The 25058-nt window shown below is 54.9% G+C and carries 20 protein-coding genes and 1 other RNA gene; 9 read left to right on the top strand and 12 right to left on the bottom strand.

Annotated features, from left to right (window positions below; genetic code table 11):
• Positions 1-141 precede the first annotated feature (141 nt).
• The gene (locus ACQ66Q_RS19175) at positions 142-570 is read left to right on the top strand and encodes a hypothetical protein (RefSeq protein WP_430458258.1); all 429 of its coding nucleotides are present in this window, start codon (positions 142-144) and stop codon (positions 568-570) included.
• Positions 571-666: 96 nt separating this feature from the next.
• Here the strand turns inward: ACQ66Q_RS19175 and rnpB are convergent.
• An RNA gene (gene rnpB, locus ACQ66Q_RS19170) (RNase P RNA component class A) lies at positions 667-1031 on the bottom strand.
• Between the two features lie 160 nt (positions 1032-1191).
• Here rnpB and ACQ66Q_RS19165 point away from each other — a divergent pair.
• Positions 1192-1764, top strand: a complete 573-nt coding sequence (locus tag ACQ66Q_RS19165; protein ID WP_430458257.1) for an outer membrane beta-barrel protein — start codon at positions 1192-1194, stop codon at positions 1762-1764.
• Positions 1765-1871: 107 nt separating this feature from the next.
• On the opposite strand, the gene rsmI is transcribed toward ACQ66Q_RS19165, so the two are convergent.
• A complete protein-coding gene (rsmI, locus tag ACQ66Q_RS19160) occupies positions 1872-2726 on the bottom strand; it encodes a 16S rRNA (cytidine(1402)-2'-O)-methyltransferase (RefSeq protein WP_430458256.1) in 855 nt (284 codons plus the stop codon).
• A 152-nt stretch (positions 2727-2878) separates the two neighbouring features.
• Between rsmI and ACQ66Q_RS19155 the strand changes: the two genes are divergently transcribed.
• The 4 genes from ACQ66Q_RS19155 to ACQ66Q_RS19140 are packed head-to-tail and all read left to right on the top strand — an operon-like array spanning position 2879 to position 6273.
• Positions 2879-4771, top strand: a complete 1893-nt coding sequence (locus ACQ66Q_RS19155) for a penicillin-binding protein activator (protein WP_430458255.1) — start codon at positions 2879-2881, stop codon at positions 4769-4771.
• Positions 4768-5109 carry a YraN family protein gene (locus ACQ66Q_RS19150; RefSeq protein ID WP_430458254.1) on the top strand — a complete coding sequence of 114 codons (342 nt, stop codon included), beginning with the start codon at positions 4768-4770 and terminating at the stop codon, positions 5107-5109. The genes ACQ66Q_RS19155 and ACQ66Q_RS19150 overlap by 4 nt, the downstream gene beginning before the upstream one ends.
• A gap of 12 nt (positions 5110-5121) precedes the next feature.
• On the top strand, positions 5122-5712 hold the full coding sequence (locus tag ACQ66Q_RS19145) for an SIS domain-containing protein (protein ID WP_430458253.1): 591 nt from the start codon (positions 5122-5124) through the stop codon (positions 5710-5712).
• A gap of 12 nt (positions 5713-5724) precedes the next feature.
• Positions 5725-6273: a BON domain-containing protein gene (locus ACQ66Q_RS19140; protein WP_430458252.1), complete on the top strand. Its 549-nt coding sequence runs from the start codon at positions 5725-5727 to the stop codon at positions 6271-6273.
• Positions 6274-6376: 103 nt separating this feature from the next.
• Here the strand turns inward: ACQ66Q_RS19140 and ACQ66Q_RS19135 are convergent, their stop codons facing one another.
• Positions 6377-7066: a DUF599 domain-containing protein gene (locus tag ACQ66Q_RS19135; RefSeq protein WP_430458251.1), complete on the bottom strand. Its 690-nt coding sequence runs from the start codon at positions 7064-7066 to the stop codon at positions 6377-6379.
• Complete coding sequence (locus ACQ66Q_RS19130) at positions 7063-8949, bottom strand: ATP-binding protein (protein WP_430458250.1); 1887 nt, start codon at positions 8947-8949, stop codon at positions 7063-7065. Before ACQ66Q_RS19130 ends, ACQ66Q_RS19135 begins: the two co-directional genes overlap by 4 nt.
• Positions 8950-9113: 164 nt before the next feature.
• Here ACQ66Q_RS19130 and pyrC point away from each other — a divergent pair, with 164 nt between their 5' ends.
• Positions 9114-10148, top strand: coding sequence for a dihydroorotase (gene pyrC / locus ACQ66Q_RS19125; protein WP_430458249.1), 1035 nt, complete (start codon positions 9114-9116; stop codon positions 10146-10148).
• Positions 10149-10228: 80 nt separating this feature from the next.
• On the top strand, positions 10229-12235 hold the full coding sequence (locus ACQ66Q_RS19120; RefSeq protein ID WP_430458248.1) for an ATP-binding protein: 2007 nt from the start codon (positions 10229-10231) through the stop codon (positions 12233-12235).
• Between the two features lie 27 nt (positions 12236-12262).
• On the opposite strand, the gene ACQ66Q_RS19115 is transcribed toward ACQ66Q_RS19120, so the two are convergent.
• Positions 12263-13171: a LysR family transcriptional regulator gene (locus ACQ66Q_RS19115; protein WP_430458247.1), complete on the bottom strand. Its 909-nt coding sequence runs from the start codon at positions 13169-13171 to the stop codon at positions 12263-12265.
• 143 nt (positions 13172-13314) lie between these two features.
• Between ACQ66Q_RS19115 and ACQ66Q_RS19110 the strand changes: the two genes are divergently transcribed.
• Positions 13315-14385, top strand: coding sequence for a zinc-binding alcohol dehydrogenase family protein (locus tag ACQ66Q_RS19110; protein WP_430458246.1), 1071 nt, complete (start codon positions 13315-13317; stop codon positions 14383-14385).
• 144 nt (positions 14386-14529) lie between these two features.
• Here ACQ66Q_RS19110 and ACQ66Q_RS19105 read toward each other — a convergent pair whose 3' ends face one another.
• The 7 genes from ACQ66Q_RS19105 to ACQ66Q_RS19075 all read right to left on the bottom strand — a co-directional run bounded on the left by ACQ66Q_RS19105 (position 14530) and on the right by ACQ66Q_RS19075 (position 24990).
• Positions 14530-15201 carry a BON domain-containing protein gene (locus tag ACQ66Q_RS19105; RefSeq protein WP_430458245.1) on the bottom strand — a complete coding sequence of 224 codons (672 nt, stop codon included), beginning with the start codon at positions 15199-15201 and terminating at the stop codon, positions 14530-14532.
• Between the two features lie 374 nt (positions 15202-15575).
• Entirely contained in the window at positions 15576-15881 is a 306-nt protein-coding gene (locus tag ACQ66Q_RS19100) for a helix-turn-helix domain-containing protein (protein ID WP_430458244.1), read from the bottom strand.
• On the bottom strand, positions 15878-17194 hold the full coding sequence (locus tag ACQ66Q_RS19095) for a type II toxin-antitoxin system HipA family toxin (RefSeq protein ID WP_430458243.1): 1317 nt from the start codon (positions 17192-17194) through the stop codon (positions 15878-15880). Before ACQ66Q_RS19095 ends, ACQ66Q_RS19100 begins: the two co-directional genes overlap by 4 nt.
• A 166-nt stretch (positions 17195-17360) precedes the next feature.
• Positions 17361-18260, bottom strand: a complete 900-nt coding sequence (locus ACQ66Q_RS19090; RefSeq protein WP_430458242.1) for an endonuclease/exonuclease/phosphatase family protein — start codon at positions 18258-18260, stop codon at positions 17361-17363.
• A 39-nt stretch (positions 18261-18299) separates the two neighbouring features.
• Positions 18300-20564 carry a GH92 family glycosyl hydrolase gene (locus ACQ66Q_RS19085; protein ID WP_430458241.1) on the bottom strand — a complete coding sequence of 755 codons (2265 nt, stop codon included), beginning with the start codon at positions 20562-20564 and terminating at the stop codon, positions 18300-18302.
• A gap of 5 nt (positions 20565-20569) precedes the next feature.
• The gene (locus ACQ66Q_RS19080) at positions 20570-22381 is read right to left on the bottom strand and encodes a sodium:solute symporter family protein (RefSeq protein WP_430458240.1); all 1812 of its coding nucleotides are present in this window, start codon (positions 22379-22381) and stop codon (positions 20570-20572) included.
• Positions 22381-24990, bottom strand: a complete 2610-nt coding sequence (locus ACQ66Q_RS19075) for a beta-mannosidase (protein ID WP_430458239.1) — start codon at positions 24988-24990, stop codon at positions 22381-22383. Before ACQ66Q_RS19075 ends, ACQ66Q_RS19080 begins: the two co-directional genes overlap by 1 nt.
• Positions 24991-25058: the final 68 nt, after the last annotated feature.

Here is a 25058-nt window from a genome sequence, read left to right as displayed (position 1 = left end):
TCTGCGCCACATCGCAAGACTTAAGCGACTCAATGTGGCCAGATGCGGCCGCGGATTGGCCTTGATTCGGCGCTGATCACTGCTTTAAATCAAAAAGCAGCAGACTTTAATCAGCTAGAATCACATATCGAAGTAAATCCGGTGTCTGAAGTGATGAATCCAAAATTCTATTTATGGTGCGAACAGCGGGTCATTCTGGCTGTGGTGAATGGAAGCTGGGACCGACGAACAGCCGAAGAGTATTCGGCCGCATTTAAGCAGTTGGCCACGCCTCTGGCCGGCGCTGATTGGGCTCATATCGTCTATCTCGACCAATGGGAACTGGGTGTCCCCGCCATTGAGCCCGTTATTCAGGAATTAGTGCAATGGTGTATCCAGCATAAACTCAGGTGTGCTGCACAAATTTACTGCCCGCATATGGTGAAAAAATACCAACTGGAGCGCATGATTGTTGACCATACCGGTGCTTTTGAAAAACGGGTTTACCCAACACAACACGAAGCATTTCAATGGTTAGCAGCGGAAGGTTTCGATATGGAAACTCAAGACTTCCGGCAAAAAGCATCTTAGATCCGCAGTACCACGTTGCTGCTGAATAAAGCCTGTCGCCGGCAGGCAAACAAAAAAGGCACCACAGAGACCTGCGGTGCCTTTTTGTTGCAATGAAGTGTGAGTCAGCCGGTAAGCCGGGTTCTGTGCTCTGTTGCCAGAGTAGCAATCATTCCTCTAGGACGTACGTCGCCGCACGCCTCAAGCAACCTACCCGCCCCCAACGCGGGCCGCGCCAAAGGGGGCCTATTTGGTCTTGCTCCGGGTGGAGTTTACCGTGCCACGAACTGTTACCAGTCGCGCGGTGCGCTCTTACCGCACCCTTTCACCCTTACCTGATCCCTTGCGGGCCATCGGCGGTTTGCTCTCTGTTGCACTGGTCGTAGGCTCGCGCCCCCCAGGCGTTACCTGGCACCCTGCCCTGTGGAGCCCGGACTTTCCTCCCCCTGCTTGCGCAGGCAGCGATTGCCCTGGCCAACTCACGGCGCGGATTATACGCAGATCTTCTGCAGAACGCAGCAAGCTTTCTTTGCTTATTATCCCGATCGCCACGTTTTAACAGCACAATAAGATAATTACTTTCGCTGAATACACCGATTATGTAACATGGGTTGCTTTTATTTTTATAAGGACATACAAAAAATGTTAAACAAAGCTATTTTCGGTTTTATGCTGCTGGCTGCAGGCGCTGCTCAGGCGGAATCGGCGCATCCGTTGTACGCAGGGCTGGTGTTGCAATCCAATACGTTGAAAGTCACTGCAGTCACAGGTTACGCCAAATACGAACCTGCCATGACAGGTGTAACGCTTGGTTATGAATTTGCTGACTATTTTGCTGTGGAAGCTCGTGCGCTGAAAGACAGCAATTCAGATGAAATCCGCCCGGTGCAACTGAAAGTCAACAGCCAATTCCAGCTGCAGTTGCGCGCACATTACCCGGTGCTGGAACAAGTGCGGGTCTATACCACACTGAGCCATGTTCGCTCGAACTATGAAATGCACGCAGCACCAAACGGCAGCGGCGGTTCCACCACGCGCTTTAGCCAAAGTGGCGCCGGTTATGCTGCCGGCATCGAATATCTGTTGACCCCACAATGGAAATTCGCGGTCGAACAACAATGGTTACCAGAAGAAGATCTGAATGACCGTCTGACCGGTACCGATATCAGCACAGACGCCAAAGCACTGACGTTCACCGCCAGCTACGCATTCTGATTACTGCTCGCTAATCTGAAAAAAGCGCCTGGTGGCGCTTTTTGATTGCTCTGGTGAAATCAGCGTTCACCTTGGGTCAGCGTTGCGGTAAAAGCTGCCCTGCGCCACTATTCATCCTGTCCGCTCCAGCTGAGTCCCAGCTTGTATAAAGCATTTTTCTTTTCGCCATGAATTTCGGCGGTCAGCGCCGCAGCTTTTTTCAATGGCAATTCAGCCATCAGCAGTCGTAAGGTTTGTTGGGCTACCGAGGCTATATCATCGGCAGCTTTCTCCGCAGGCGGCGCGATCATCAGCACCATTTCGCCCTGACAACGCTGCGGATCTGCTTCCAACCACGCGATAATGCTGGTCGCAGTACCATGTTCGAAATGTTCAAAAGTCTTGGTCAGCTCTTTTGCCAGCACCAGTTCCCGATCGGCGCCGTATACGGCCATCACATCCTGTAAGGTATCGATGATGCGCCGCGCTGCTTCATAACAAATCAGCGTGCCGACTCCGGCCGGAATGTCTTTCAGCACTTGTTGGCGCTGACCGGATTTAGCCGGTAAAAATCCGATAAAATGAAACTTGTCTGTGGGTAAACCGGCGCAGCACAGCGCGCCAATCAAGGCGCAAGGCCCCGGAATGGGCACTACCCGCACGCCGGCGTCGCGGCATAATCGCACCAGACTGTAACCCGGATCTGAAATCAGCGGCGTCCCGGCATCACTAATCAGCGCGACGTTTTCGCCGGCTTTGATTTTCTCGACCAGACTGGCGGCGCGTTGTTTTTCATTGTGATCATGCAATGACAAAAACCGCGCTGAAATACCTAAATGACTGAGCAGTTTCCCGCTGTGCCGCGTATCTTCTGCTGCCACCCAGGCCACGTCACGCAGCACCTGAATCGCGCGCTGACTGATGTCATCCAAATGGCCAATCGGCGTGGCCACGATATATAAAACAGCTTCGGCTACAGACATGAAAATTCCCGGGTGATGGACAGAGCATTAAGGCAAGCAGGCCGGTGCTGCCACTTGCCAGCAAAAGGTCTGCTGCGTTGCAGGCAGGATGACCGGTCCGGACAAATGGTATAAACTAACGGCCATTCAATCAGCTATTGTACCTGCGCATTGTGAAATCCAGCAAACTCAAGCTTCGTTTATCTGTCCTGCTGCCGATTGGCGTCAGCCTGCTGACCGGTTGCGGCAGTACGCCGGCCCCAGTCGAAACCACGACTGCAGCACCAGTGCAACAATCCGCCCCAGTCAACAAAGCACCGACACCGGAAGCCTTGGCCGAGCCGCTGGCACTGGAACCGGCCGACGTCAGCTATCAGGCCGTCACGACCGCCGACGAAGCGGTGGCACAAGACGCGGACGAACAGCTGCAACGCGAATTACTGCAACAGGCCAAAGCTGCGCTCAGCACCGACCCTAAACGCACGCTGGCCATCTGTTTTGAGCTGCAACAATCGCTGTACAGCCAAATCCGCGCGCAAAATCAGCTGCCATTATTACAGTCAGCCCTGGCCGATAAACAGCATGCATTGGTGGCCCGCTTGGCTGAGCAAACTACCTTTACCGACGTGCCGGAAACCGACCGGCAAGCCTGGGCGCTGGCACTTGCTCAGTACTTCCAGCAACAGGATGACAATGTCAGTGCCACCCGCACTTTATTAGCGCTGGATGCCTGGCTGGGCAACAGTGCTGACAGCACAGCACAAGACCTGCTGTGGCAACAACTGGTGAAGTTATCCGACGCCGAACTGCGTGAACTGGGCCAGCAAAATCATCCGCGCGCGCAGGCCTGGCTGGAACTGCTGCAACTGACACAGAGTTTTGCCGGCGATCAGCAAGCCATCACGCAGGCACTGACCGATTGGCAACAACGCCACCCGATGTTGCCGGCCATGGATAAACTGCCCAAAGACGTCAAACTGCTGAGCCAGACACCCGCCTATAACCCGGAACGTATCGCCGTGTTATTGCCATTATCCGGCCCGCTGAAAACGCTGGGTGACGCGGTGCAATACGGCATGGCCGCTGCAGCGGCGAAACAACAACGCACACTGGTATTTATTGATTCGACTAAACCGGCGGCAGAATTGCAGGCTGAAGTGACTGCGGCGCAAGTGCAGTTTGTCATCGGTCCTTTGCTGCGTGAAGACATCGACAAAATCCAGCAATTACCAGACTGGCAATGGCCGACGCTGTTTTTAAATGGCAAAGGCGACTTGCCGGTGAAGCCGGAGCAATATTTCTTTGCGCTGGCCTGGGAAGATGAAGCCAGCCAGATGGTGCAAGTGTTCCGTCAGCGTCAGTATCAGCATCCGGTGCTGATTTATGCCGTCAATCCGATTGGCCAGCGCATGGCGCAGCATTTCCAAAGCCGCTGGCAACAAAGCGGTGGTCAGCCGGTCGAAACCTACAGTTATGGCTCGCAGGAACAGCTGCAGGCGCTGATTAACAAGTTCCTTGAAGCCGAAGCAAGCGAGGAAAGAGCAAAAGAAATCAACCGGTTAATTGGTCAGTCGATCAAAGCTGAGCTGCACAGCAGGCAGGATATCGATGCGATTTATCTGATTGCCGACCCGGTGCAGACGCGTTTTTTCAAACCATTTATCGATGTCACCGTCAGTCCGACTGCCCGGCGTTTGCCGATTTTTACCAGTTCGCGCAGTCATAGTCTGAAGGTCGATAAAACCGACCAACGTGATCTGGCCGGTCTGACCATGACGGAAATGCCGTGGCTGTTGCCGCAGGCTGCCATCGCACCACCGCTGCGGCAGGAATTCGACAGTTTGTTTGCCGAGCAGGACGAACAATTACAACGGCTGTTTGCCATGGGGCACGACGCGCTGATGCTGGTTGGACATTTGAAGCAACAGCAGCAATTTCCGGCCATGGCCTATCACGGTCTGACCGGCAGCCTGCGCTTGAGCGATGGCCACAGTATTTCGCGGCAATTAACGCTGGCACAATATCGTCAGGGCAAATTGCAGCTGGTGGACAAAAAAGCGCCGTGAGCCGCGACAAAGGTCAGTTTTTTGAAACATTAGCCGGGCAGTATTTGCAGCAACAAGGTCTGCAATTGCTGGCGCACAACGTCAGCTGCCGTTTTGGCGAGCTGGATTTAGTGATGCGCCAGCAGGATTGTCTGGTATTTGTCGAAGTGAAATATCGTCAGTCCAGTGCTTTTGGCGGCGCTGCGGCGATGGTGACCACCGCAAAACAACAAAAATTACGCGCGACCGCCCACTGGTATCTGCAACAACAACAGTGGCGCGGTGCAGCCCGGTTTGACGTGCTGGCAATTGAAGGCGAAGCGCCTTATCAGTTCAGCTGGCTAAAAAACGCATTTTAAGGATCCACACTGATGCAGGAACATATCCGGCAGCTTTTTTCCGAAAATATCCAGACGATGATTGCCACCGGCGAAGCATTGGCCGGGCCAATTGAAACGGCGGCGCTGACGATTGTGCATGCGTTGATCAACGACCGCAAAGTACTCTGTGCCGGTGAAGGTGCCGCTAATGCACTGTCCGGTCATTTTGCCCGGCTGCTGCTGGACCAGTTTGAAACGGAGCGGCCTTGCCTGCCGGCGTGCGCACTCAGCAACGACAGTTGTGGCCTGGTCCATCTGTCACAGCAACAGGATTTTCTCGCCCGCCAGGTGCGGGCATTGGGTCAGGAAGGCGATATTCTGCTGGTATTGTCGTTAAGCGGCGATGAAACCAGCCTGATCCGCGCCGTTGAAGCGGCACTGACCAAAGATATGACGGTAATTGCACTGACGGTCGACAATAACGGCGAGTTATCCGGTTTGCTCGGCAATACCGACGTTGAACTGCGGGTACCGGCGCACCGGCCGGCCCGAGTCTATGAATGTTATACTTTTTTATTACATTGTGTTGTTGAACTGATTGATAACACGTTGTTTCCACAGCAAGATGTGGATCCCATCTAACAGGAGAATCTGATGTTCAAGCTGCGAAATCTGTTGAAAGTGGCTGCGCTTGCCACGCTGGCAATTGCACTACAAGGCTGTGCGGCCAAAGACCGCCGGACGCTGGGCTCACAAATCGACGACAACAGCATCGTGATCAAAGCCGGCAATGCGATTGAAGCCAACAAAACACTGGACGAAAAAGCCAATATCAATGTGTACAGCTACAACGGCGTGATCCTGTTAACCGGCCAGGCGCCGAATCAGGCGATGGTGGAAGAAGCCGGTGAACTGGTGCGGCCGGTACAGGGTGCAAAAGACGTACAAAACCAAATCCGCGTCGGTAATCCAACCTCATTTACCACCCGCAGCCGTGACAGCTGGATCACCACCCGCGTCAAATCCCTGCTGTTGGCGGATAAAGAGATCAGCGCGCTGAATATCCGCGTGATCACCGAAAACGGTGAAGTATTCCTGATGGGTATCGTTGGTGAGCAGGAAGGCGATAAAGCCGTTGAAATTGCGCGCCACGTCAATGGCGTATCACGCGTGATCAAAGCCTTCGAGACGCAATACAACTGATTGATTTTATACCCTGATATGACGAACATGCACCGTGCATCCGGCAGGCACGGTGCGTTTTATAACGCACCCTACCGCAGATCCCGCAACGCGCTGCACCCTGTCATACATCCTGTAAAGCTTTTAACGCCTTGGAATGAAATTCACGGTGTTTCATCACAAACAACACGACGATCGTTGCCGCCATAAACAACCAGACATCGATAAACCACGCCAAAGTCGCCAGCGAAAAATAAATCGCCCGTAAACCATAGTTAAATGAGTGCGCAGCCTGATCTATCACCTTCGCGGCCTTATTGGCATACAAACTACGATCCGCCGCTGGCAACTCGCGACCATCCGGCGCGGCACCGATCAATACGCCACCAAAACCATATTGACGCAACGACCAGGTGAACTGAAAAAAGGTGAACACGTAAATCAGCACCAGGCAGAGAATTTTAAACTGCAGCAAGCCATCGACATGGTCCAGCCACGGCATTACCTGCATAAGCACTGCGGCAATTTTGTCACTGGACGCCAGCGCCGTCAGCAAACCCGCCAGGATCAGCATCGAACTGGAAGCAAAAAAACTGACATTGCGTTCTAACGTGGAGATCAGCGCGACATCGGCCATCTTATTGTCCCGGATCAGCATCTGCTCCATCCAGGCCGTGCGTTTGCGGCGTAACTCATACGACAAACAACTGACTTCACGGGCACGGCGTTTGGCAAACAGGGTGTACCCCACCCACACACCGACAAACCAACAAAGCGCGATTAAATCCAGATAAGGTAACTGCTGCCAGCTCACGACAACTCCTGTTGTTGCACTGCAGTGGCTGCGGGCGCAGCTTGCAGTGGTAATTCACAATAAAAACAGGCGCCACCCTGCTCTGCGGGCTGATAAAAAATAGTGCCGTGCATCCGCTCCAATAACTCTTTGCAAATCGCAAGGCCGAGGCCACTGCCACTTTGCAACCGGCTGTCAGAACTGTCGGCCTGCGAGAATTTCTCAAACAAACGTGGAATAAAATCTACCGGCACTCCAGGTCCCTCATCGCTGACCATCAGCTGAACCACATCGCCGGTTAACAAAGCCCGTAAGTGCACAGTGCTGTGTGGCGGCGAAAAACGGATCGCATTCGCCAATAAATTTGCCAGGATTTGCAGCAGGCGGCTGCCGTCGATAAACAAGGTTAGATCCGGTGCGATCGCCGCTTCCAGCGTCAGTTTGACCTGGCGGGACAAGGCTAACGCACTATGGCGCTGCAGCGCCTGCTGCAACAACGGCAGCAATAACTGCTGTTCCGGCTGCAGCGATAACTTGCCGGCCTGCAGTTTTTCCATATCCAGAATATCATTGACCAGATTAATCAACTGGTCGGCATTACTGCGGGCGATATCCAGCATCTGCTGCTGTGCCGGTAACAAGGCCCCGACCGCCCCGGCGGTAACCAGCGCCAAAGCGCCGTTGATGGCTGTGAGCGGCGTACGCAGCTCGTGACTGACTGTGGAAACAAATTCGCTTTTCAGTTTTTCCATGCGTTTGCGTTCGGTGATGTCGCGAAACAGCAAGACCTGTAGCGTCTGGTCTTGTAGCTGAATTTGGGTCTGCAGCAATTCCACCTGCAAGGTTTCACCGTGCAGCCGCTGCGCGGTCAGTTCCTGGGCGCCGCGGCCATGTTGCAATTCAGGTGGTTGTGGAAACAGGATCTGAAACGGCAGCCCACGCAGCTGCCGCGCCTGATAACCAAACATCTGTTCAGCGGCGTTGTTAAAGGTATGGATTTGCCCGGCCGGATTCAGCACGACGATGGCGTCGTCAACGTTATCCAGCACTGTCCGGTAATATTTTTCATTTTGTTCAAAGGCTTTACTGGTGTCTTTCCAACGCTGATTGGCGCGGAACACACCGGCGATCAGCAGCACCAGCATCAGACTGGTACTCCAGCCTATCAGCCGGAACCAGCCCGACAGGCTGTCCGCCTGCAACAGCGGCCAACTGGCCAGCTGCCAGTGCGCACCAGCGATATTCAGATCCAGCACCACGGCCGGTGCCTGAAAATTCAGGATCTCGCCGAACAACATGTCGCCCCAGTTTTCGCCGCCGGCGCGGCGTAATGCCACCCCAACATCCAGCTGCTGCGCTTGTTGCTTCATCAGCCGCCAGACATCGTCAACGTTGATCACAGTGCTGACAATGCCCCAATAGCTGCCATCATGCAGATACACCGGGATGCGGTAAACAAAAGCCCGGCCGCCCTGCGCCAGCTCCAGGGGCCCACTTAGTTTGGCTTTGCGACTCCGAATCGTTTGTTCAATATCCGGCCATTGTGACGCCAGATCGGGATAATACAGATTCAATGCTGCTTCATTGCCGGCCAGCGGATAGAGGTAAGTCAGGCGATTGCCGGGCGCGACGCCCATATTGCGGATATGTTTGCCCTGACGGACCAGATTGGGTAACAAAGTATTGAAATCTTCAGCACTGGCTTTGCCGGACAAGGCCTGCACATGAGCCACCAGACCCTGACTGAGCTGCAGTGGCGCATTTAATTCCATCTCCAGCAAGGCACGCAAACGGGCGGCACTTTCGGTCGTTTCGCGGACCAGCAGCATGTCATTACGCTGCTGCTCCTGCCGGGCCAGATACTCCACCACAGCGCCAAACAACAGCATCAGCAGCACTAACATTGCGCTTTGTAGCCGACTAAACCCGTATTGCCCTGCCTGCAAAATGCACCTGCTCCCGTAGTTTTTGCACAAATCAGGCGGGCTGAACGCTGCCTGCTCACACCGGATAATGATACACTCGGCTCTCTATTGCGACAGTTAATTTTTCACCGAAGGAGCCTGCTGTGACCGAACTGCTGCTGACCACCCCAGACGACTGGCATTTACATTTTCGTGATGGCGATATGCTGAAAGAGACCGTTCCTGCCACTGCGCGTTGTTTTCAGCGGGCTGTAGTGATGCCCAATCTGGTGCCGCCTGTCACTACCGGTGCTTTAGCCAGCGAATACCGCGCCCGCATTCTGGCAGCGCGCCCGGCCGGCAGCAGCTTTGAGCCGGTGATGACCATTTATCTGACCGACACCACCACAGCACAGGATATTGCCGAAGCTAAAGCCGCCGGCGTGCTGGCCGCCAAGCTGTATCCGGCCGGCGCCACCACCAATTCGCATTCAGGTGTCTCTAGCCTCAGCAAGTTATATCCGGTACTCGATGCCATGGTCGAACATGACATGTTGTTCCTGGTTCATGGCGAAGTGACCGACAACCACGTCGATATTTTTGACCGCGAAGCGGTATTTATCGAACAGCATCTGCGCCAGATCGTCGACCGCTTCCCAGCCTTACGTATCGTGCTGGAGCATATCACCACTGCCGATGCGGTGGAGTTTGTTAAAAACGCTGGGCCGAATGTCGCCGCGACTATCACCCCACAGCATTTATTACTGAACCGCAATGACATGCTGGTCGGTGGCATCCGTCCACACAACTACTGCCTGCCGGTACTGAAACGCCGCACGCATCAGGAAGCCTTGCGCGCCATCGTTGCCAGCGGCAATCCAAAGTTTTTCTTAGGCACAGATTCCGCGCCACACGCCAAACACCGCAAAGAAACCGCGTGCGGCTGCGCCGGTTGTTACAGTGCCTGGAGTGCTATTGAACTGTACGCACAGGTGTTTGAAGAGCTGGGTGTTATTGAAAAACTGGAAGGTTTTGCCAGCCACTATGGCGCCGATTTCTACCGCCTGCCACGCAACAGCGGTCAAATCAAACTGGTGAAACAATCCTGGACAGTGCCAGAAGAAATCACGCTGCCAGACGGCAGCCCGATAGTACCGTTTTACGCCGGTCAGACGCTGCACTGGCAATTGCAGGCCTAAATCAGCGGGTTATCAGCGCCAGTCTGGCGGTCTGTGACAGGGCCGCTATACTGGCAAAAAAACCTGTCTGAAGACATCGGATGAAATATTGCTGCTACGGACTGCTGGCATTGCTGAGCTGTTCCGTTAGCGCAATGCCAGAGCCTGAATTTGAACAACTGCGCGGGCCTTTGCTCAAAGGCGCTGCCGCCAATTACAGCCAGGCGGTCTTCGACACCGACAAACTGCTGCAACAACACCAACTAAAGCTAACGCTGGAGCAACAGATCCGGCTGAACTATCACAAAGCCATTTTTCAGGACCGCAGTAACCAGACGGAAACCGCCTTACAAACACTGGCCTTGTGCAAAAGCCTGAGTCTGGAATCAAAAGACCGCGGTATTTTATACAGCTACCACAATATTCTGGCCGGCATCTTTGCTAATCAGGGCTTATATCAGCAAGCACTCACGCATTATCAGCAAGCGTTGCCGCTGGCCACTTTATTACCCAACCCGCATTTTTTAGCGCAGACCGAAAACAATCTGGCGCTGGTGTTACTGAAACTCGGCCAGACCGGCGAAGCCAAGGCCTATTTCCAGCGTTTTTATCAACAAGGCCTGCAAACCAGCGATGCCAGTGTGCAGGCTATCGCGCTGAACAACCTGGGTGAGTCCGCGTTACAAGCGGGCGAAGTCAGCGCGGCGGAGCGGTATCACCAACAGGCGCTGGCCCTGCGTGGCGCCCATCAGCTGGAAGCCTCATGGTCCTTTTTGAATCTGGCGCGGGTTGCCCTGGCACAGCAGGATGCTGCACGCGCTGTGTTGCTGGCTCGCCATAGTTTGTTACTGCGGCGCAACAGACCGGAACTGGAACAGGCCGAAGCCGGTTTATTATTGGTGCAGGCGCTGATGCTGAGCGGCGACTTAACCGCAGCGGATCAGCAACTGCAGCACAGCCTGCAACTGGCCAAACAAATACAGGCACATCCGCTATTACAACAAGGCTGGCAGCAACAAGCTGAACTGGCGATGCGCCAGCAGAACTATGCGCAGGCTGTGATCGCGATGCAACAGGCGCAACAGGCTCAGCAACAGGTTGCTGATCAGCGCTTTAATTTGGCCGTGGCGCAACAAAGCGCAGAGCTTGGCGTGACGACGCGGGAAATCGAAATCAACCGGCTGCAACAACAGCAACAAGCCCAGCACGAGGCCAGTTTGGCCCGCCAGCAACGCTTATGGCTGCTGGTTGGCGCCGCAGTGCTGGTACTGCTGATAAGCCTTGGATTCAGCGCCCAGATCCGCCGCAAAAACCGCGCGCTCGCACTCAGCCTGCAGGAACTGGAACGCACCCGGCAGCAGCTGATTGAACAGCGCAAACTGGCGGCCCTCACCCATTTGGTCAGCGGCATGGCCCATCAGCTCAACACTCCACTAGGCACTATTCTGACCGCAGTGTCCTGCAGCAATGAGCAACTGCAGATACTGGCGAAAAAACTCGCGGGCAAACAGCTGAATTTGCAGGAATTGCAGCAGTTTATCAGTGAACAGCAGCAGCTAATGAGCCTGGCTGAGCAAAGCGCGCAACGCACTTCCGCGCTGGTGGAACGGTTCAAACTGATCTCGGCACAACGCCAGCTACCCGGCAGCGACAGCATCGAACTGAATAGTTACCTGCAGCAATGGCTGCAAACCCATCTGAGCATGCAGTCCAGACCGGCAGAGCTGACCATCAGCGGGCCTCTGCTGCGCGGTGTTTTGGATGTGGCCTTGCTAGGTAAAGTGCTGTCAGCGCTACTGGACAACGCTCTGCAGCATGCTGAACCGCCGTCAGGCCCGCTGCAGATTGAAGTCCGGCTGGCCAGCCAGCAGATCACATCGGGCGAAGCCCTGTGGCTACTGTATTTTTCCGACAATGGCGTCGGCATTGAGTCAGAAATACGTGACAAAATTTTTGACCCGTTTTTTACCACAAAGCTGGGGCAAGGTAATCTTGGGCTTGGCCTGAATATCGCCTATAACCAGCTACAACTGATTGGCGGTAGCCTGGAATATCTGCCAGACCAACCCGGCTGTTGTTTCCTGATCCGTTTACCGGCACCAGCCTAGTCGCTGCCACCCCAGCGCGACCCACAGCTACAGCTGCAGCGCCGCCAGCTCATCTGTCACCCAACAGCGCAGCTCATCGCGTAACATCAGCACCGCCGGCGTCACCTGATGGCGGCTGGCACAGACCAGGTGCAGCTGCAGCTTCGGCGCCGGATAATCCTGCAGTAACGGCACCACATAACCGGCGCGTAAATCAGCCGCCATATCCAGCGCCGATTTCAGCGCGATGCCATGACCGGCCACCGCCCAGCGTCGCACCAGTTCAGCGTCGTTGCTGATGCGGTTGCCCTGCACATTGACCTGCAACAGGCCCTGCGGCCCGCTGAAACGCCAGCGGTCAAAGGTGCGCTCGTCAATCATATACAGCAGGCAATTGTGCTGTTGCAGCTGCAGGGGTTGCTCCGGCGTGCCATAAACTTGCAGATATTGCGGAGCGGCACAGACGATGCGCGGCACTTCGGCAATAAAAAACGCCACCAGCGCCGGATCGGTCAAAGCGCCATACCGCAGCGCCACATCGACCTGTTCACGTTGTAAACCGGCCACCCGGTCGCCGAGTTCCAGTCGTAATTTCAGCTGCGGAAAACGCGCCAGCAGCGTATCGAGTTTGGGCAATAACCAGTTGCGGCCCAAGTCGCTGGGCGCGGCCAGCCGTAACTCACCGCCGATATCAACCGCCAGCTGTTGCATCGCCTGTTCGCCTTGCGCCAAAGCTTCCAGCGCGTTCTGGCAATGCTGTAAAAACAATTCACCAGCCGGCGTCAATTTTAAGCTGCGGGTACTGCGTAGCAATAACGCCGCACCGAGGTGCTGCTCCAGCCGTTTTAGCGCCGCCGAAGCCGCTGCCGGGGTTAAATCAAACTGTCGCGCCGCCGCACTGATATTGCCGGTGCGGACTATCTGCTGGAATAAAGCTAAATCCTGAACTTGCAGCATTTTCAAATTTCATTTGATAAAGAATGCTTAATTATGCTGTTTTTCTATCAATGTCAATCCGGCACAATGTGCAGCATCTGTTGAACATGGCTGCAAGCACGTGCTTGCAGCGGCCCTTTTCGATTGAACTATCCGGAGTTTTTATGTCAGCTACGCCATTAATCCCAACCATGATGCCCGCTGTGGGTTATCTGCAATCGCTGCCGATCAGCGACGCGGAAGCCCTGATTGATTTAGCCTTGCCGGTGCCGACACCCGGCCCGTATGACCTGCTGGTCAAAGTCGAAGCCATCGCCGCCAATCCGGTCGATTATAAAATCCGCCAGCGCCGTGCACCGCAAAGTAAAGACGGTATCGTCAGTGCGGAAGTGCTGGGCTGGGACGCGGCAGGTGTTGTGGTCGCGATCGGTGAGGCGGTGACAGGTTACAAAGTCGGTGATGCGGTATTTTATGCCGGTGCGTTAAACCGGCCGGGCGCCAATAGTGCTTATCATGTTGTTGACGAACGGCTGGTCGGCCCTAAACCACAAAGCTTGTCGTTTGCCGATGCTGCGGCGTTACCACTGACCGCAATCACTGCCTGGGAATTATTGTTTGACCGCCTGCAACTTGAGCAGCCGGCCCCGCAGTTCAAACGCAAAGTGTTGCTGGTCAGCGGCGCCGCCGGCGGTGTTGGCTCAGTATTGATTCAGCTGGCGAAATTAAAAACCGACGCTTTTGTCATTGCGACCGCATCACGGCCAGAATCACAGGCCTGGGTCAGCGCTTTAGGCGCCGACGCGGTGATTAATCACCAGCTACCGCTGCAGCAAGAACTGGCGCGGATTGGTGTCGAGCAAGTCAGCCATGTCGCCAGTCTGGTTGATACCGCGGCTTATTATCAGCAGTTTATTGATGCGTTAGCGCCGCAAGGCAAACTGGCGCTGATTGATGACCCGGTGGAAGCGCTGGATATCCGGCCGCTGAAATTAAAAAGTATCAGCCTGCACTGGGAACTGATGTTCACTCGTTCATTGTTCCAGACACCAGACCAAATTGCCCAGCAACAGCTGCTGCGCGCAGTGTCGGCGCTGGTCGACGCCGGTTTATTAAAAAGCACCGCAGGCCAGCATCTGGGGGTTATTAATGCCGCCAATCTGCGTCAGGCCCATACACTGTTGGAACAGGGCTCGGTGATTGGCAAGTTGGTGTTGGCAGGCTTTGGCGATATTTAACCTGCGACTCGCGGAGTGCGACACCCGGAGTGCGACTCGCGGAGTGCGACTCGCGGAGTGTTTCGCTGCGCTCTACTCACCCTACCAGTATCAAAATGAACCTGTGTAGGGTGAAATAAGCGCAGCGCATTGCACCGCACGCTGTTACAGCTGCACCTGTGACTGTGGCCGCACTTGCAACTTGTCGTCGATCAGACTTACACCCGGGGTGTTCCACACGGTCTGCACCAGCAGATGATGCTCTGGCAAGCTGTGTACGTAGCCACTCAGCGTTACTTTGTCTTTAAAGACGTCGAGCGTCACCGCAGATGTATCGATATCTCCCTGGCGCAGAAACGCAGCCTGCAAACTGGCCAGAATATCGGCGCTGGTCGGGCTTTGTGACAGTTCAATCTGATTGGTAACACCGCGCACGCCCATCAGATAACGCACCGAATCAAACGCCACCTGCCGCAAAAACTGCCACGGCACTTTGCCGTACAAAGTCACCCAGCCTTTTTCGACTTTGAGCGTCAGCTGATGCAACGCCTGATGATGCGACCAGTGCAAAATCGATTCGATACGCTTGGCCAGATCGACGTCAGATCTGTGGTCCAGCTCGGGCAGACAAACCTCCAGCTCGACCACTAAAGCGCGGACACCAGCCACCCGTAACGCGGCACGCTCCGCATTGGCTTTCTCGGCCAGCGACGCCACAGTACCGGTCAGCACCACCAAATCACCCTGCACATTGACCCGGATATCACTGGCATTCACCGACGCTTCCCAGCTCAGTTCATCCAGTACTTTTTGTTGTAATTCCATTGAAAAAATCATCAGCGCAACTCCATTGGTCGGAGCTTCAGCATGACAGCGCAACGACCGCCTGACCGTGCGCTAAGCAGCACAGCCAAAGTAATCAGACTCAGGCACAGCTCTGTTCGACGGCGCACGGACAGCCCGTCACGAATACGTCAGGCTCTGTGTGACGGAATAGCGCAGACCTGCAACTGCCACTGGAACAAGGAAGTCCCAACCCAGCGCTACCAACTCAGTGAGCAACACAGAGTGAGCTACGCAGAACGCAGGCAGAACACAGGTAGCTGTCTGCAAAAGGCGTCTTTTCGATAGCTCGCTTGCAATGAGGTTGCCGGCAAAACTTCATTTTTTGTCAGGAGTTCATGTCACGAGGCAGCGTACCTAGTAAAACCTCAACCCACGCCGCGTCTCACCAACTCCGCCATTGGCACCACTCGGTTTACTTTCAGCCGGGCGCTGAGGGCAAAACCGCCGGGATTGAGCAGGCTTTCGATGATGGATAAACGTGGGTCGGTTTTGCCTTTTTCGACTTCGCGCAGAGTTTTCTCTGACACTTTGCAAATGCGGGCGTATTCGACCTGGGTCATTTGATACAACTCGCTGCGGATCCGTTGCACTGCCTGGCCTAACGTCAGCTCGCCGCTACTGAGCTGTTCCTTAAGGTGCTGTTGCCACTGTAATTTTTCTACGGGTGTCATCGCAGTTTCATCCTGTGCAGTTTGTCAGGCAGATGTGCAAAGCCTATCGCCGGGAAATGCAGGATCTCTTCCGGGCAGCTATGTTGTGTTAATAGTTCCGGCACCTGCAACAGTTGCTGAGCCATGGCTCGCAGCGCCGTTAACAACAGGTCCGGATCAACCAAATCGGCAAGGCCTGCAGCGACGCGCTCGAAATTGACTTCTCCGGCCAGTTCCGCCCCCTGACCCCATTTAAACAGCCGGGTGACTTGTTCAGGATCGGCTTTCATCGGGGCGAAATCATAAATCGGTGCAAAGCAGACTTTGCCGGCGTTTTTCAGAAATGACATATTCCGGCCGTGGTTGTCGGAATTGCCAAAGACCAGATTCAGCAAATCGCGCAGCACATATTCGGTGACAAACTGCTCCCGGCTTTGTTCCAGTAATCCCGCCAACTTTTGCCACAGCTGCCGCACCACATCGAAGTGGTCCCATGCACTGCCGGGGCCGACATCCAGAATTGAATACACACTTTCCATAGCAAGGCGGTGCAAATAACCATCCTGCTCGACAACGTCAAACCGGGGCAACCACAAGCTGACCTGCCCTTCCACTTGATAGATTTGCATCTGCTGACTATCGATACTGCGGATCCCGCTCTGTTGCAGCAGCGTTGGCAGCACCCGGTAAAAAGCACCTTCTGCCAAGAGCACCTGATTGTCACGCGCGGTACGCAGATTGCGGGCGAATTTCACCAAAAATGGTCTTGCGGCACAGGGTTTTCCAGCAAAATCGCCGTCGATATAAACCTCATTGCCTTCCAGCATCAGCAATAACTTGGGTGCAACGCCGGTAGCACCTGTGGCACCACCGACAGCAGCCCCCTGGCTATTGGCGTATTCGAGAAAATCATGTTGCAAGCTGCACACTTCCCGGATGGGAAAGCGCATCAGCGCCTGCTCTGCAGGCTGCACGGCTTCTTTTATCCGGATATTGCCAACCGGCGACATACAGGTATGGCGCAGTAACTGGCAATCCGCTTCAAACACCGGCAAGTGGCCGATATCGAGCCGGTTCAGCCACCATTGTCGAGTTTTACCTGCAGGCAATAAATCGTCCAGCAGACCTGGCCAACGCGGGTATTCAGTTGGGATTGCCGTCACCGCAGCATTTACCGATACAGCTTGTTCACTGAGTGAATGATACTGCACTGCCTGATTTCGCAGATAATCTGGCAAATAGTCGAGATAAACGGCGCTGTCTTTACCAGTTCCGGCAAAACTTAATGTCGCAGCGTCATGCCAGCGCCCCGCCCAGTACAATTGCAGTAACATGGATCAGCACCTGAATCAAAGAAATGAAACGGTAGTTTAGGCCCGTTTTTTTCTGATGAACAGTAGTTTAATACCGTTTTCAGGTAAGATTAGGTTGATTTTCGGCAGTTTGTTACCGTTTCCGGTTTTTAACTGCCTTAAAACACACGCAAGCCGCAGCTGCAGCTTAAAACACCAGCTCGGCCCACAAAGCCAGATGGTCGGAATTTCGCGTCGGTGGGCCATCGGCGATAATGCCGGCGGCTGGCACTTTGAATTGATCGCCGCGCAGCAGGATAAAATCGAGCCGCACGGCGTCGGCTTCGCTGCCGCGCCACGGGATAAAGCTATAGCTGGGGCCTTGTGGCTTGGCGGTCAGCTCAAGTGCGTCCTGATACTGCGGCAATGAGGTGTTAATTTGCGCCAGCAGGCCATCGCCGGCGGCTGGATTAAAATCGCCGATGATGACCACAGGCGCGGCGGAGCTTTGTTGCCAGTGGCGGACTTTGGCGGCAATCAGCTGCACCGATTCGCGTCTTGCCAGCGCGCCCTGATGGTCCAGATGCAGGTTTAACACGCGCAGCGCTTTGCCGCTGTGTTTATCCTCAAGCAAAGCCCAGCTGCAAATACGTGGCAAGGCGGCGTCCCAACCGGCTTTTCCTATTAATTCATCGCCGATTTGCTCAGTACCCGTTGAGGCGATATCAGGGGCCCAACTCGGGTGAAACCAAAAAGTGCCGCTGTCTTTGATGGCAAAACGGCTGCTGCGGATCAGCAAAGGGCTGAATTCGCCGGCATTTTTGCCATCATCGCGGCCAACGCCAATGCGCTGAAAGCCCGGCATCGCGCTCTCAATCCGCACCAGCTGATGCAACATCACTTCCTGCAGGCCAACAATATCCGGCTGTTGTTGCTGCAACTGCCGGATCACGTTGCCGGCGCGATGCGGCCAGGCGAGTTCGGCGTCATGCGGTGTGTCGAGGCGGATATTCCAGCTGACGGCCTTGATCGGCTCGGCAATGGCCGCTGACGCCGCCAATAACAACACCGCCAAGGTAAACAAACTGCCTAAACGTCCTTGCTGCATCCGCCGCCTCCAAGCCAAAGTTACAGTTAAAACCGAAAATCAGAATTCAAACACCAGGTCACCGCCTTGCATCAGCTGACGATAATCGACGCTGATCGGCAGTTCAACCCCGTTCAGAGTCCAGCGCTTCACAGGTTTAAGCCGGTCGCCACGTGCCAGAATCCGCAGCTGTTTGCCATTATCCAGCAGTAGTGTGACGGATTGAAATTGCGGCGTGCCGCGCACATAACCACTGTCGACCGGATTCACCGGATAAAAACCAAGGCTGCTCAGCACATACCAGGCCGACATCTGGCCCAAATCATCGTTGCCGGCCAGACCATCCGGTTTGGCGTGGTACATGGTGTCGCGGATGTGGCGGATGCGCGCTTCGCCTTTGGCCGGCGCGCCTGCCAACGCATACAGATAAGGCACATGATGCACCGGCTCGTTGCCATGTGCGTACTGACCAATTAAGCCGGTGATATCCGGTGACACATCGCCTTCCATATGAGAACTCATGTCAAACATTTGGTCGAGCCGGGCGACAAAAGCCTGCTGGCCGCCATAACGCTGGATCATCGCGTCAACCTGATGCGGGACAAAAAAGCTGTACTGCCAGGCATTGGCTTCGGTGTAGTCGGTGGTGCGATGCGCAACATAAATCGGGTTAAACGGGCTTACCCATTCGCCTTTGGCGGTTTTGCCACGCATAAAACCTGAAGACTTATCAAAGAGTTGCTGCCAGGCCGCGGCTCTTTGGTTGAATTCAGCCGCAGTGTTCGCATCACCGGCAGCCTGTGCCAACCGCGCAATCGCATGATCATCAAAAGCATATTCCAGCGTTTTTGATACCGCTTCAACGTCTAAATCGGACGGCACGTAACCATATTTGCCGAATAAATCGATACCAAAACGGGGCTGACGCGCCGAGGCCAACGAGGCGTCCAGTAACTGTTTGGCGCTTAACGTGGTCAAGCCTTTAAAATAGGCGTCGGCCAGCACTGGCACTGCGTGATAACCAATCATCACGTCGGTTTCATTCGACATTAAATCCCAGGTCGGCAGCAGGCCTTGCTCCTGATAAAAACCATACAGCGAATGCATCATGCCATCGACCCGGCCCGGATCTGTGATGGTCAGAAGCGGATGCAAACCACGGAACGTATCCCACAACGAAAACAGCGTATAACGTGGCTGCTGCGGATCTTGCTGGTGCACAGCACCATCAGCACCAAAATAACGGCCATCAACATCACTGAATAACTGCGGCGCTAAATAGCTGTGATAGAGCGCGGTATAGAACTTGGTTTTATTGGTTTCGTTGACGGCATCTGCTGTGGCTGGCGCTGTGCCGGCAATAGCAGCTTCACCAGCATCAACCTGAAAGCGGCCCAACTGTGCCTGCCATTTGGCGGCCGCTTGCTGTTTGACTGCAGCAAAATCCAGTACCGGCAGTTCAGCGGCCAGGTTTTTTTGTGCGCCTGCAATACTGACATAAGACAGCGCCACAGCCACTTCGAGCGGCTTTTGCCGTAAGTCACCAAAGTTCAGCACCGCCGCGGTTTTTTCGCTGTGCAGCAGCGTGCCCTTTACGGCAACCCCATCCTGATACAACTGCGCCTGAAACGGCTGGTTAAAACGCGCGACAAAATACAACGGCTGCAATTTGGCCCAGCCGGTTGAAAAGCGATACCCCACCAGTGTCTGCGCGTCGACCTGCCGGATAAAGCCCATCACCGCTTTGTCGTAATTCTGCGCATAGCCTAAATCAATCATCAGCTGAGCGTCTTTGGCCTGACTGAACTGATAGCGATGCACACCGACCCGCTCTGTGGCGGTCAGCTCGGCGCTGATGCCCTGTTCTTTGAGCTGGACTGCATAATAACCGGGACGCGCCTGTTCATCGGCATGGCTATAAATCGCCACCGGCCGACCGGCCGGGCTCTTCAGTGCGGCCGCATAATCACCGTGAAACGGCAGCACTAAAATATCCAGCAGATCACCGACACCGGTGCCGGACAAATGGGTGTGACTAAACCCCAGCAGCTCACTGTCGGAATAGTGATAACCCGAGGTCCAGTCCCAGCCTTTGGATTTATTGTCCGGGCTCAACTGCACCATGCCAAACGGCACCACGGCGCCCGGAAAGGTATGGCCATGACCGCCGGTGGCGATAAAGGGATCGACATACTTGAGTACGTCTGGCAGCACATCGGTGGCAGGTTTTGCTGCAGATGATTCGGGCTGTTCGGCTGGCAAAGAGCAAGCGTTCAGCGTCAGCGCTACGGCAAAGCCGAGCGCTGTTGATGATATTTTCAACATGTTGATTAGTCCTTCAGGGTTTTATACCAGAAGCGGTACAGCCACAGGCTGGTCAACGCAAAGAGTGCAGTTGCCGCCCAAAAGCCAGACCACTGGCGGATCACCAGACAAATTGGCCACACCACCAGGCAGAGTTGCCAGGCCATGCCGACCAGGATATTCAGCGCATCGCGTCCCGGCGTCTGATCCGGTACAAAACCCGGATCTGCTGCCTGCACTTTGGCTGCGATCGGCCCCCACACACCCCAGGGCCGTACTTGTTTGTAGAACTGACAGAGCACCGCGTCCGGCTCAGGTTTGGTCAGCAAAGTACCAGCGACCGATCCCACCAGCCCCGCCACTAACAGATAAGGAAAAGCCTGCAGCGGTGGTAGCTCCGGGAACAACAACGGCAGCGCCAGCGATGCGATGAGGCCGGTCAGCATGCCGGCGGCATAACCCCAGGCGTTAAAGCGCCACCAGTGCCATTTCAGTAAATTGGCAGCAGCATAACCGCCAAACAAGGCACCAAAAATCCACTGCATAATGTCGTTGATGCTATTGAGCATCAGGCCGAGCAAAGTGCCGACTACCACCAGCGCCACTGCGACATAACGGCTCAGGCTGACATAAAATTGCTCAGATCTATTGGGGTTGATGAATTTACGGTAGACATCGTGCACCAGATACACCGGCGCGGCATTCAGTGACGCTGAGAACGTCGACATAAAGGCCGCCAGCAAACCGGCGATCAACAGCCCGGCCAGACCTGCCGGCACAAAACGTTCAATCGCCACCGGCAACAGCCGTTCAAAGTCAAAATTGCTGCCAGCTGCGGCGATTTCCGGGCGCAAATACACCAGCGCCAGCACGGCAAAACCGGCCACCATCAGATAACGCGGAATAAACATCACCAGCGACACTACAGCGCTCATTTTGGCCGCTTCACTCGGTGATTTCGCCGCCAGAATGCGCTGCATATCGTAGTTCGGCACCGGGCCTGCCATGCTAAATAACACGCCTTTACACAACATCAGCATGATCATGATGCCAAACAGCTGCATGCCGTCTTTTTCAATCTGCGCTGCTGCTGCCGGCAATTGCGCCGACCAATCCAGGTCTAAGTTCCAGCCAAACCATAGGGAATCCCAGCCGGCCGGGATCACTGCAGCCAATTGTTCCGGGCTGACCTGCTGCATCGCAATGACGCCAACAGCTACAGCGGCCAACGTCATCAGGATAAATTGCAGCAGCTCGGTCATCACCACGCCGTACATGCCGCCTTTAATCACATAGAGCGTGGTCAGGGCAAAAATAATCAGCGCATAAGTGTCAGACGATAAATCCCACGGCAGAAATACCGCAGCGAACTTACCGATACCCTGAAAGCCATAGGCAACAAAACCCACAGCACTGACCACGGCAAATAACACCACTACGCCTTGACACCATAAACTGCCGGGGCCGTCGCCAAAACGGCTTTTCAGCCAGTCGGCGCCGGTTAACGCGTTGGAGCGGCGCAACCAGGCCGACAGATACACCATCAGGAACACCTGATTAAAGATCGGCCAGACCCACGGCAACCAAGCGCTTTTCAGGCCATACAGAAAACAGACCGTCACCAGCCACATAGTGCCGGCGATATCAAACATACCGGACGCGTTGGAAATACCGAGCAGCCACCAGGGCATGGTTTTGCCGGCGAGGAAGTATTCCTGCAAATTGGCACCGGCCCGGCGCGACACCCACAGGCCGAGCCACAAAGTGCCCAGCAGGTAGGCAACAATGACGCCGCCATCAAGCCAGCCCAGTTGCATTGCGGTTTGTCCGTTATCCATCAATGTGTTCCTGTTGTATCGGCAATGGAGTAGCAGCTTAGTGAGGCCATCAGCTGCTGACACTGTGCATCGGTGCGCCCGGCGACGTCCAGCGTGACGCTGCGTGCTTGCCCCGGCAACAGATCAAAAAAGTTATCGGAGAAATTCCACACTAAAGCCGGTTCATCCGCCAGCGCCACCGCCAGCCAGAGCTGGCGCAGCAGTGCTTTACTGTGCAGCGTTAACTGCAGCTGGTTGCCTTGCCGCTGCCATTGAATTTCAGGCGCGCCGACAGTCAATTGCTGCGCCAGTGGCGGCACAAAATACCACAGCTGCTCGGCCAGTAACTGTTGTTCTGCGCCCTCCTGCTCACTAGGCTGCCAACTCAATAACCGCGCCTGCAGCACAGACCGTGCCGGTGCCACGACCTGCGGCTGGCCCTGCCAGATAGTTTCACTGCTAAGCTGCTGTACCTGCAGCTGTTGTTGCTGTTGCCACAGCACCTGACCATCAAAATCCAGCAGCTGAAGCTGCAGGGTCGCAGTAAGCGGCGCGCGGCTATCGGAGACTAACTGCAGTTGCAGGCTGCCTGCATCATCGACCGCACTGTCTGATGCACTAAAAACCAGCAACTGCGGCGCAAAGGAGCGTTTCGCCTGATAATGCAGTGCTTTCCACTGACCAAAATAATCGATACCAGACCAGCTTGCTGCCGGCCAGGTGTCGTTTAACTGCCAGTACAAAGTGCCCATACAAAACGGCATGGCTTTGCGATGTGCTTCAAACGCCTGGCGCATACCCTGCGCCTGCTGCACCTGGCTTAAATAAGTCAGCGCTTTAAAGTCAGCCGGCGGCGCATATTCGCCCTGCATATAACTGCGAATAAGCTGATTGCCGCGCGGATGTTTCTGATGCACTTTAAAAGCGTCGGCCTGTAAATCCCAGTCAGCAGGTGCAAGGAAACGATCGAAACTCTGCGGTAACGGGAACGACTGAAAACCATATTCGGTCATAAAACGCGGCACGCGGCGGGCAAATTCGCTAAACGGCGCTTCGCCATGCCAGACGCCCCAGTAATGCTGATTGCCAATATGGTCGGCATTGTCTTCCCAGAAGCCCTGCGGACTGGATCGCAGATAAAAACTCGTTGGATCAAGCTGTTGCATCAGCGTAGGCAACAACTCACCAAACAAACGATGATAATCCTGCTTCAGTTGCTGCCACTGCAAGTCGCTGTAACCAAACTTGGCCGGCCAGTCCCACCAGCTAATGGCCATATCCACTTCATTGTTGCCACACCAGAGCGCGACTGACGGATGCCGGCGCAGGCGGCGGATATTGGCGCGGGCTTCGCGCTCAACATTGTGCAGGAACTCCGGGGTCGCCGGATATAAACTGCAAGCGAACATAAAGTCCTGCCAAATCAGAATGCCGTGCTGGTCGGCCAGCTGATAAAAATACTCATCCTGATAATAACCACCACCCCAGACCCGCAGCATATTCATGCCGGCCGCCGTCACTGCAGCAAATTCAGCTTCGAGCCGAGCTTTGCTTATCCGGGCCGGAAAAGCATCGGCCGGAATATAGTTGGCACCTTTGCAAAACACCGGCACGCCGTTCACTTTGAGGTAAAAACATACGCCGTCGGCGTCCGGTTCGTTGATGACTTCAATCTGACGGATGCCGACCGGCAACGGCTGCACATCGATCGCCTCGCCGGCTGCTGTTGGCGTGACGCCAGCGCGCAACGTCAGCACAAATGGATATAAAAACGCCTCGCCAAAACCGGCCGGCCACCACAGCTGCGGATTGTCGACCTGCACTTTAAATTGCAGCGTCTGGCTGCCGGCTTTAGGCGTGACCGCAACGATTTGGCGGCAGTGCAGCAGGTCACAAGTTAATTCAAGCTGCAGCTCTGCCAGTTGCAGCTCAGCAGCAGTAGTCAGATCAACTTCAGCTTCAATCAGAAGCTCTGCCGCAACATCGCTGACTGACAACACTGTGGCATGGCTATCGATAATCTTTCCATGCGGCACACATTGCAAACTGATCGGCCGCCAGATGCCGCTGGAGACAAAGCGCGGGCCCCAGTCCCAACCAAAATGACAAGGCGCTTTGCGCACAAACACTGACAACTTGTCGTCCGACTTATCGTTCTCGGCCGGATAAATCAGTCCGGCGGCCTGTTGCAATGGCCTGGCGCGCAGAATGGGTGAGCGAAAAGTCAGTTCCAGCTGATTGCTGCCGACCCGCAATGCGCCAGCCAGCGCAAACGACCAGGGCACAAACATATTGTCCGTCTTACCGAGCAACACGCCGTTTAAGCGCACCTCACAGAAAGTATCGAGGCCGTCCGCCTGCAAAAACCATTGGCCCTGCGCCAGATCTGCTGCGCTCAGGTCAAACTGACACTGATACAGCCAATCACTGAGTTCAATATCCTGCAACTGGGTTTCATTGGCGCCAAAAAACGGATCCGCAATAGCGCCGGCGGCCAACAGATCGGTAAAGTTACAGCCCGGTACTGTCGCCGCAATCGCGTCTTGAATGCGCAAAAATGGCGTCGCGGCGGTGGGCAACTGGCGCAATTGCCAGTCGGTCAACGCCCGTTCTGAACAGGCTGCAGACATAACAAGGGCAGAGGCTGGCGCTGGCGCGACAGCAGAAGTGTTTATATTCAAACGATAATCCTCAGAAA

Origin of the sequence: Rheinheimera sp. (genome assembly GCF_965283995.1) — a bacterium.
Lineage (GTDB): Bacteria > Pseudomonadota > Gammaproteobacteria > Enterobacterales > Alteromonadaceae > Pararheinheimera.
This window is presented reverse-complemented; position numbering and strand designations above follow the sequence as displayed.

Bases quoted from the DNA above. Each gene is read 5' to 3' on its own strand.
- ACQ66Q_RS19080 (WP_430458240.1), bottom strand. From the start codon at position 22,381: ATGGATAACGGACAAACCGCAATGCAACTGGGCTGGCTTGATGGCGGC.
- ACQ66Q_RS19110 (WP_430458246.1), top strand. From the start codon at position 13,315: ATGTCAGCTACGCCATTAATCCCAACCATGATGCCCGCTGTGGGTTAT.
- ACQ66Q_RS19100 (WP_430458244.1), bottom strand. From the start codon at position 15,881: ATGACACCCGTAGAAAAATTACAGTGGCAACAGCACCTTAAGGAACAG.
- ACQ66Q_RS19105 (WP_430458245.1), bottom strand. From the start codon at position 15,201: ATGATTTTTTCAATGGAATTACAACAAAAAGTACTGGATGAACTGAGC.
- ACQ66Q_RS19145 (WP_430458253.1), top strand. From the start codon at position 5,122: ATGCAGGAACATATCCGGCAGCTTTTTTCCGAAAATATCCAGACGATG.
- ACQ66Q_RS19120 (WP_430458248.1), top strand. From the start codon at position 10,229: ATGAAATATTGCTGCTACGGACTGCTGGCATTGCTGAGCTGTTCCGTT.
- ACQ66Q_RS19075 (WP_430458239.1), bottom strand. From the start codon at position 24,990: ATGTCTGCAGCCTGTTCAGAACGGGCGTTGACCGACTGGCAATTGCGC.
- ACQ66Q_RS19095 (WP_430458243.1), bottom strand. From the start codon at position 17,194: ATGTTACTGCAATTGTACTGGGCGGGGCGCTGGCATGACGCTGCGACA.
- ACQ66Q_RS19130 (WP_430458250.1), bottom strand. From the start codon at position 8,949: ATGTTAGTGCTGCTGATGCTGTTGTTTGGCGCTGTGGTGGAGTATCTG.
- rsmI (WP_430458256.1), bottom strand. From the start codon at position 2,726: ATGTCTGTAGCCGAAGCTGTTTTATATATCGTGGCCACGCCGATTGGC.
- ACQ66Q_RS19140 (WP_430458252.1), top strand. From the start codon at position 5,725: ATGTTCAAGCTGCGAAATCTGTTGAAAGTGGCTGCGCTTGCCACGCTG.
- ACQ66Q_RS19165 (WP_430458257.1), top strand. From the start codon at position 1,192: ATGTTAAACAAAGCTATTTTCGGTTTTATGCTGCTGGCTGCAGGCGCT.
- ACQ66Q_RS19090 (WP_430458242.1), bottom strand. From the start codon at position 18,260: ATGCAGCAAGGACGTTTAGGCAGTTTGTTTACCTTGGCGGTGTTGTTA.
- ACQ66Q_RS19085 (WP_430458241.1), bottom strand. From the start codon at position 20,564: ATGTTGAAAATATCATCAACAGCGCTCGGCTTTGCCGTAGCGCTGACG.
- ACQ66Q_RS19115 (WP_430458247.1), bottom strand. From the start codon at position 13,171: ATGCTGCAAGTTCAGGATTTAGCTTTATTCCAGCAGATAGTCCGCACC.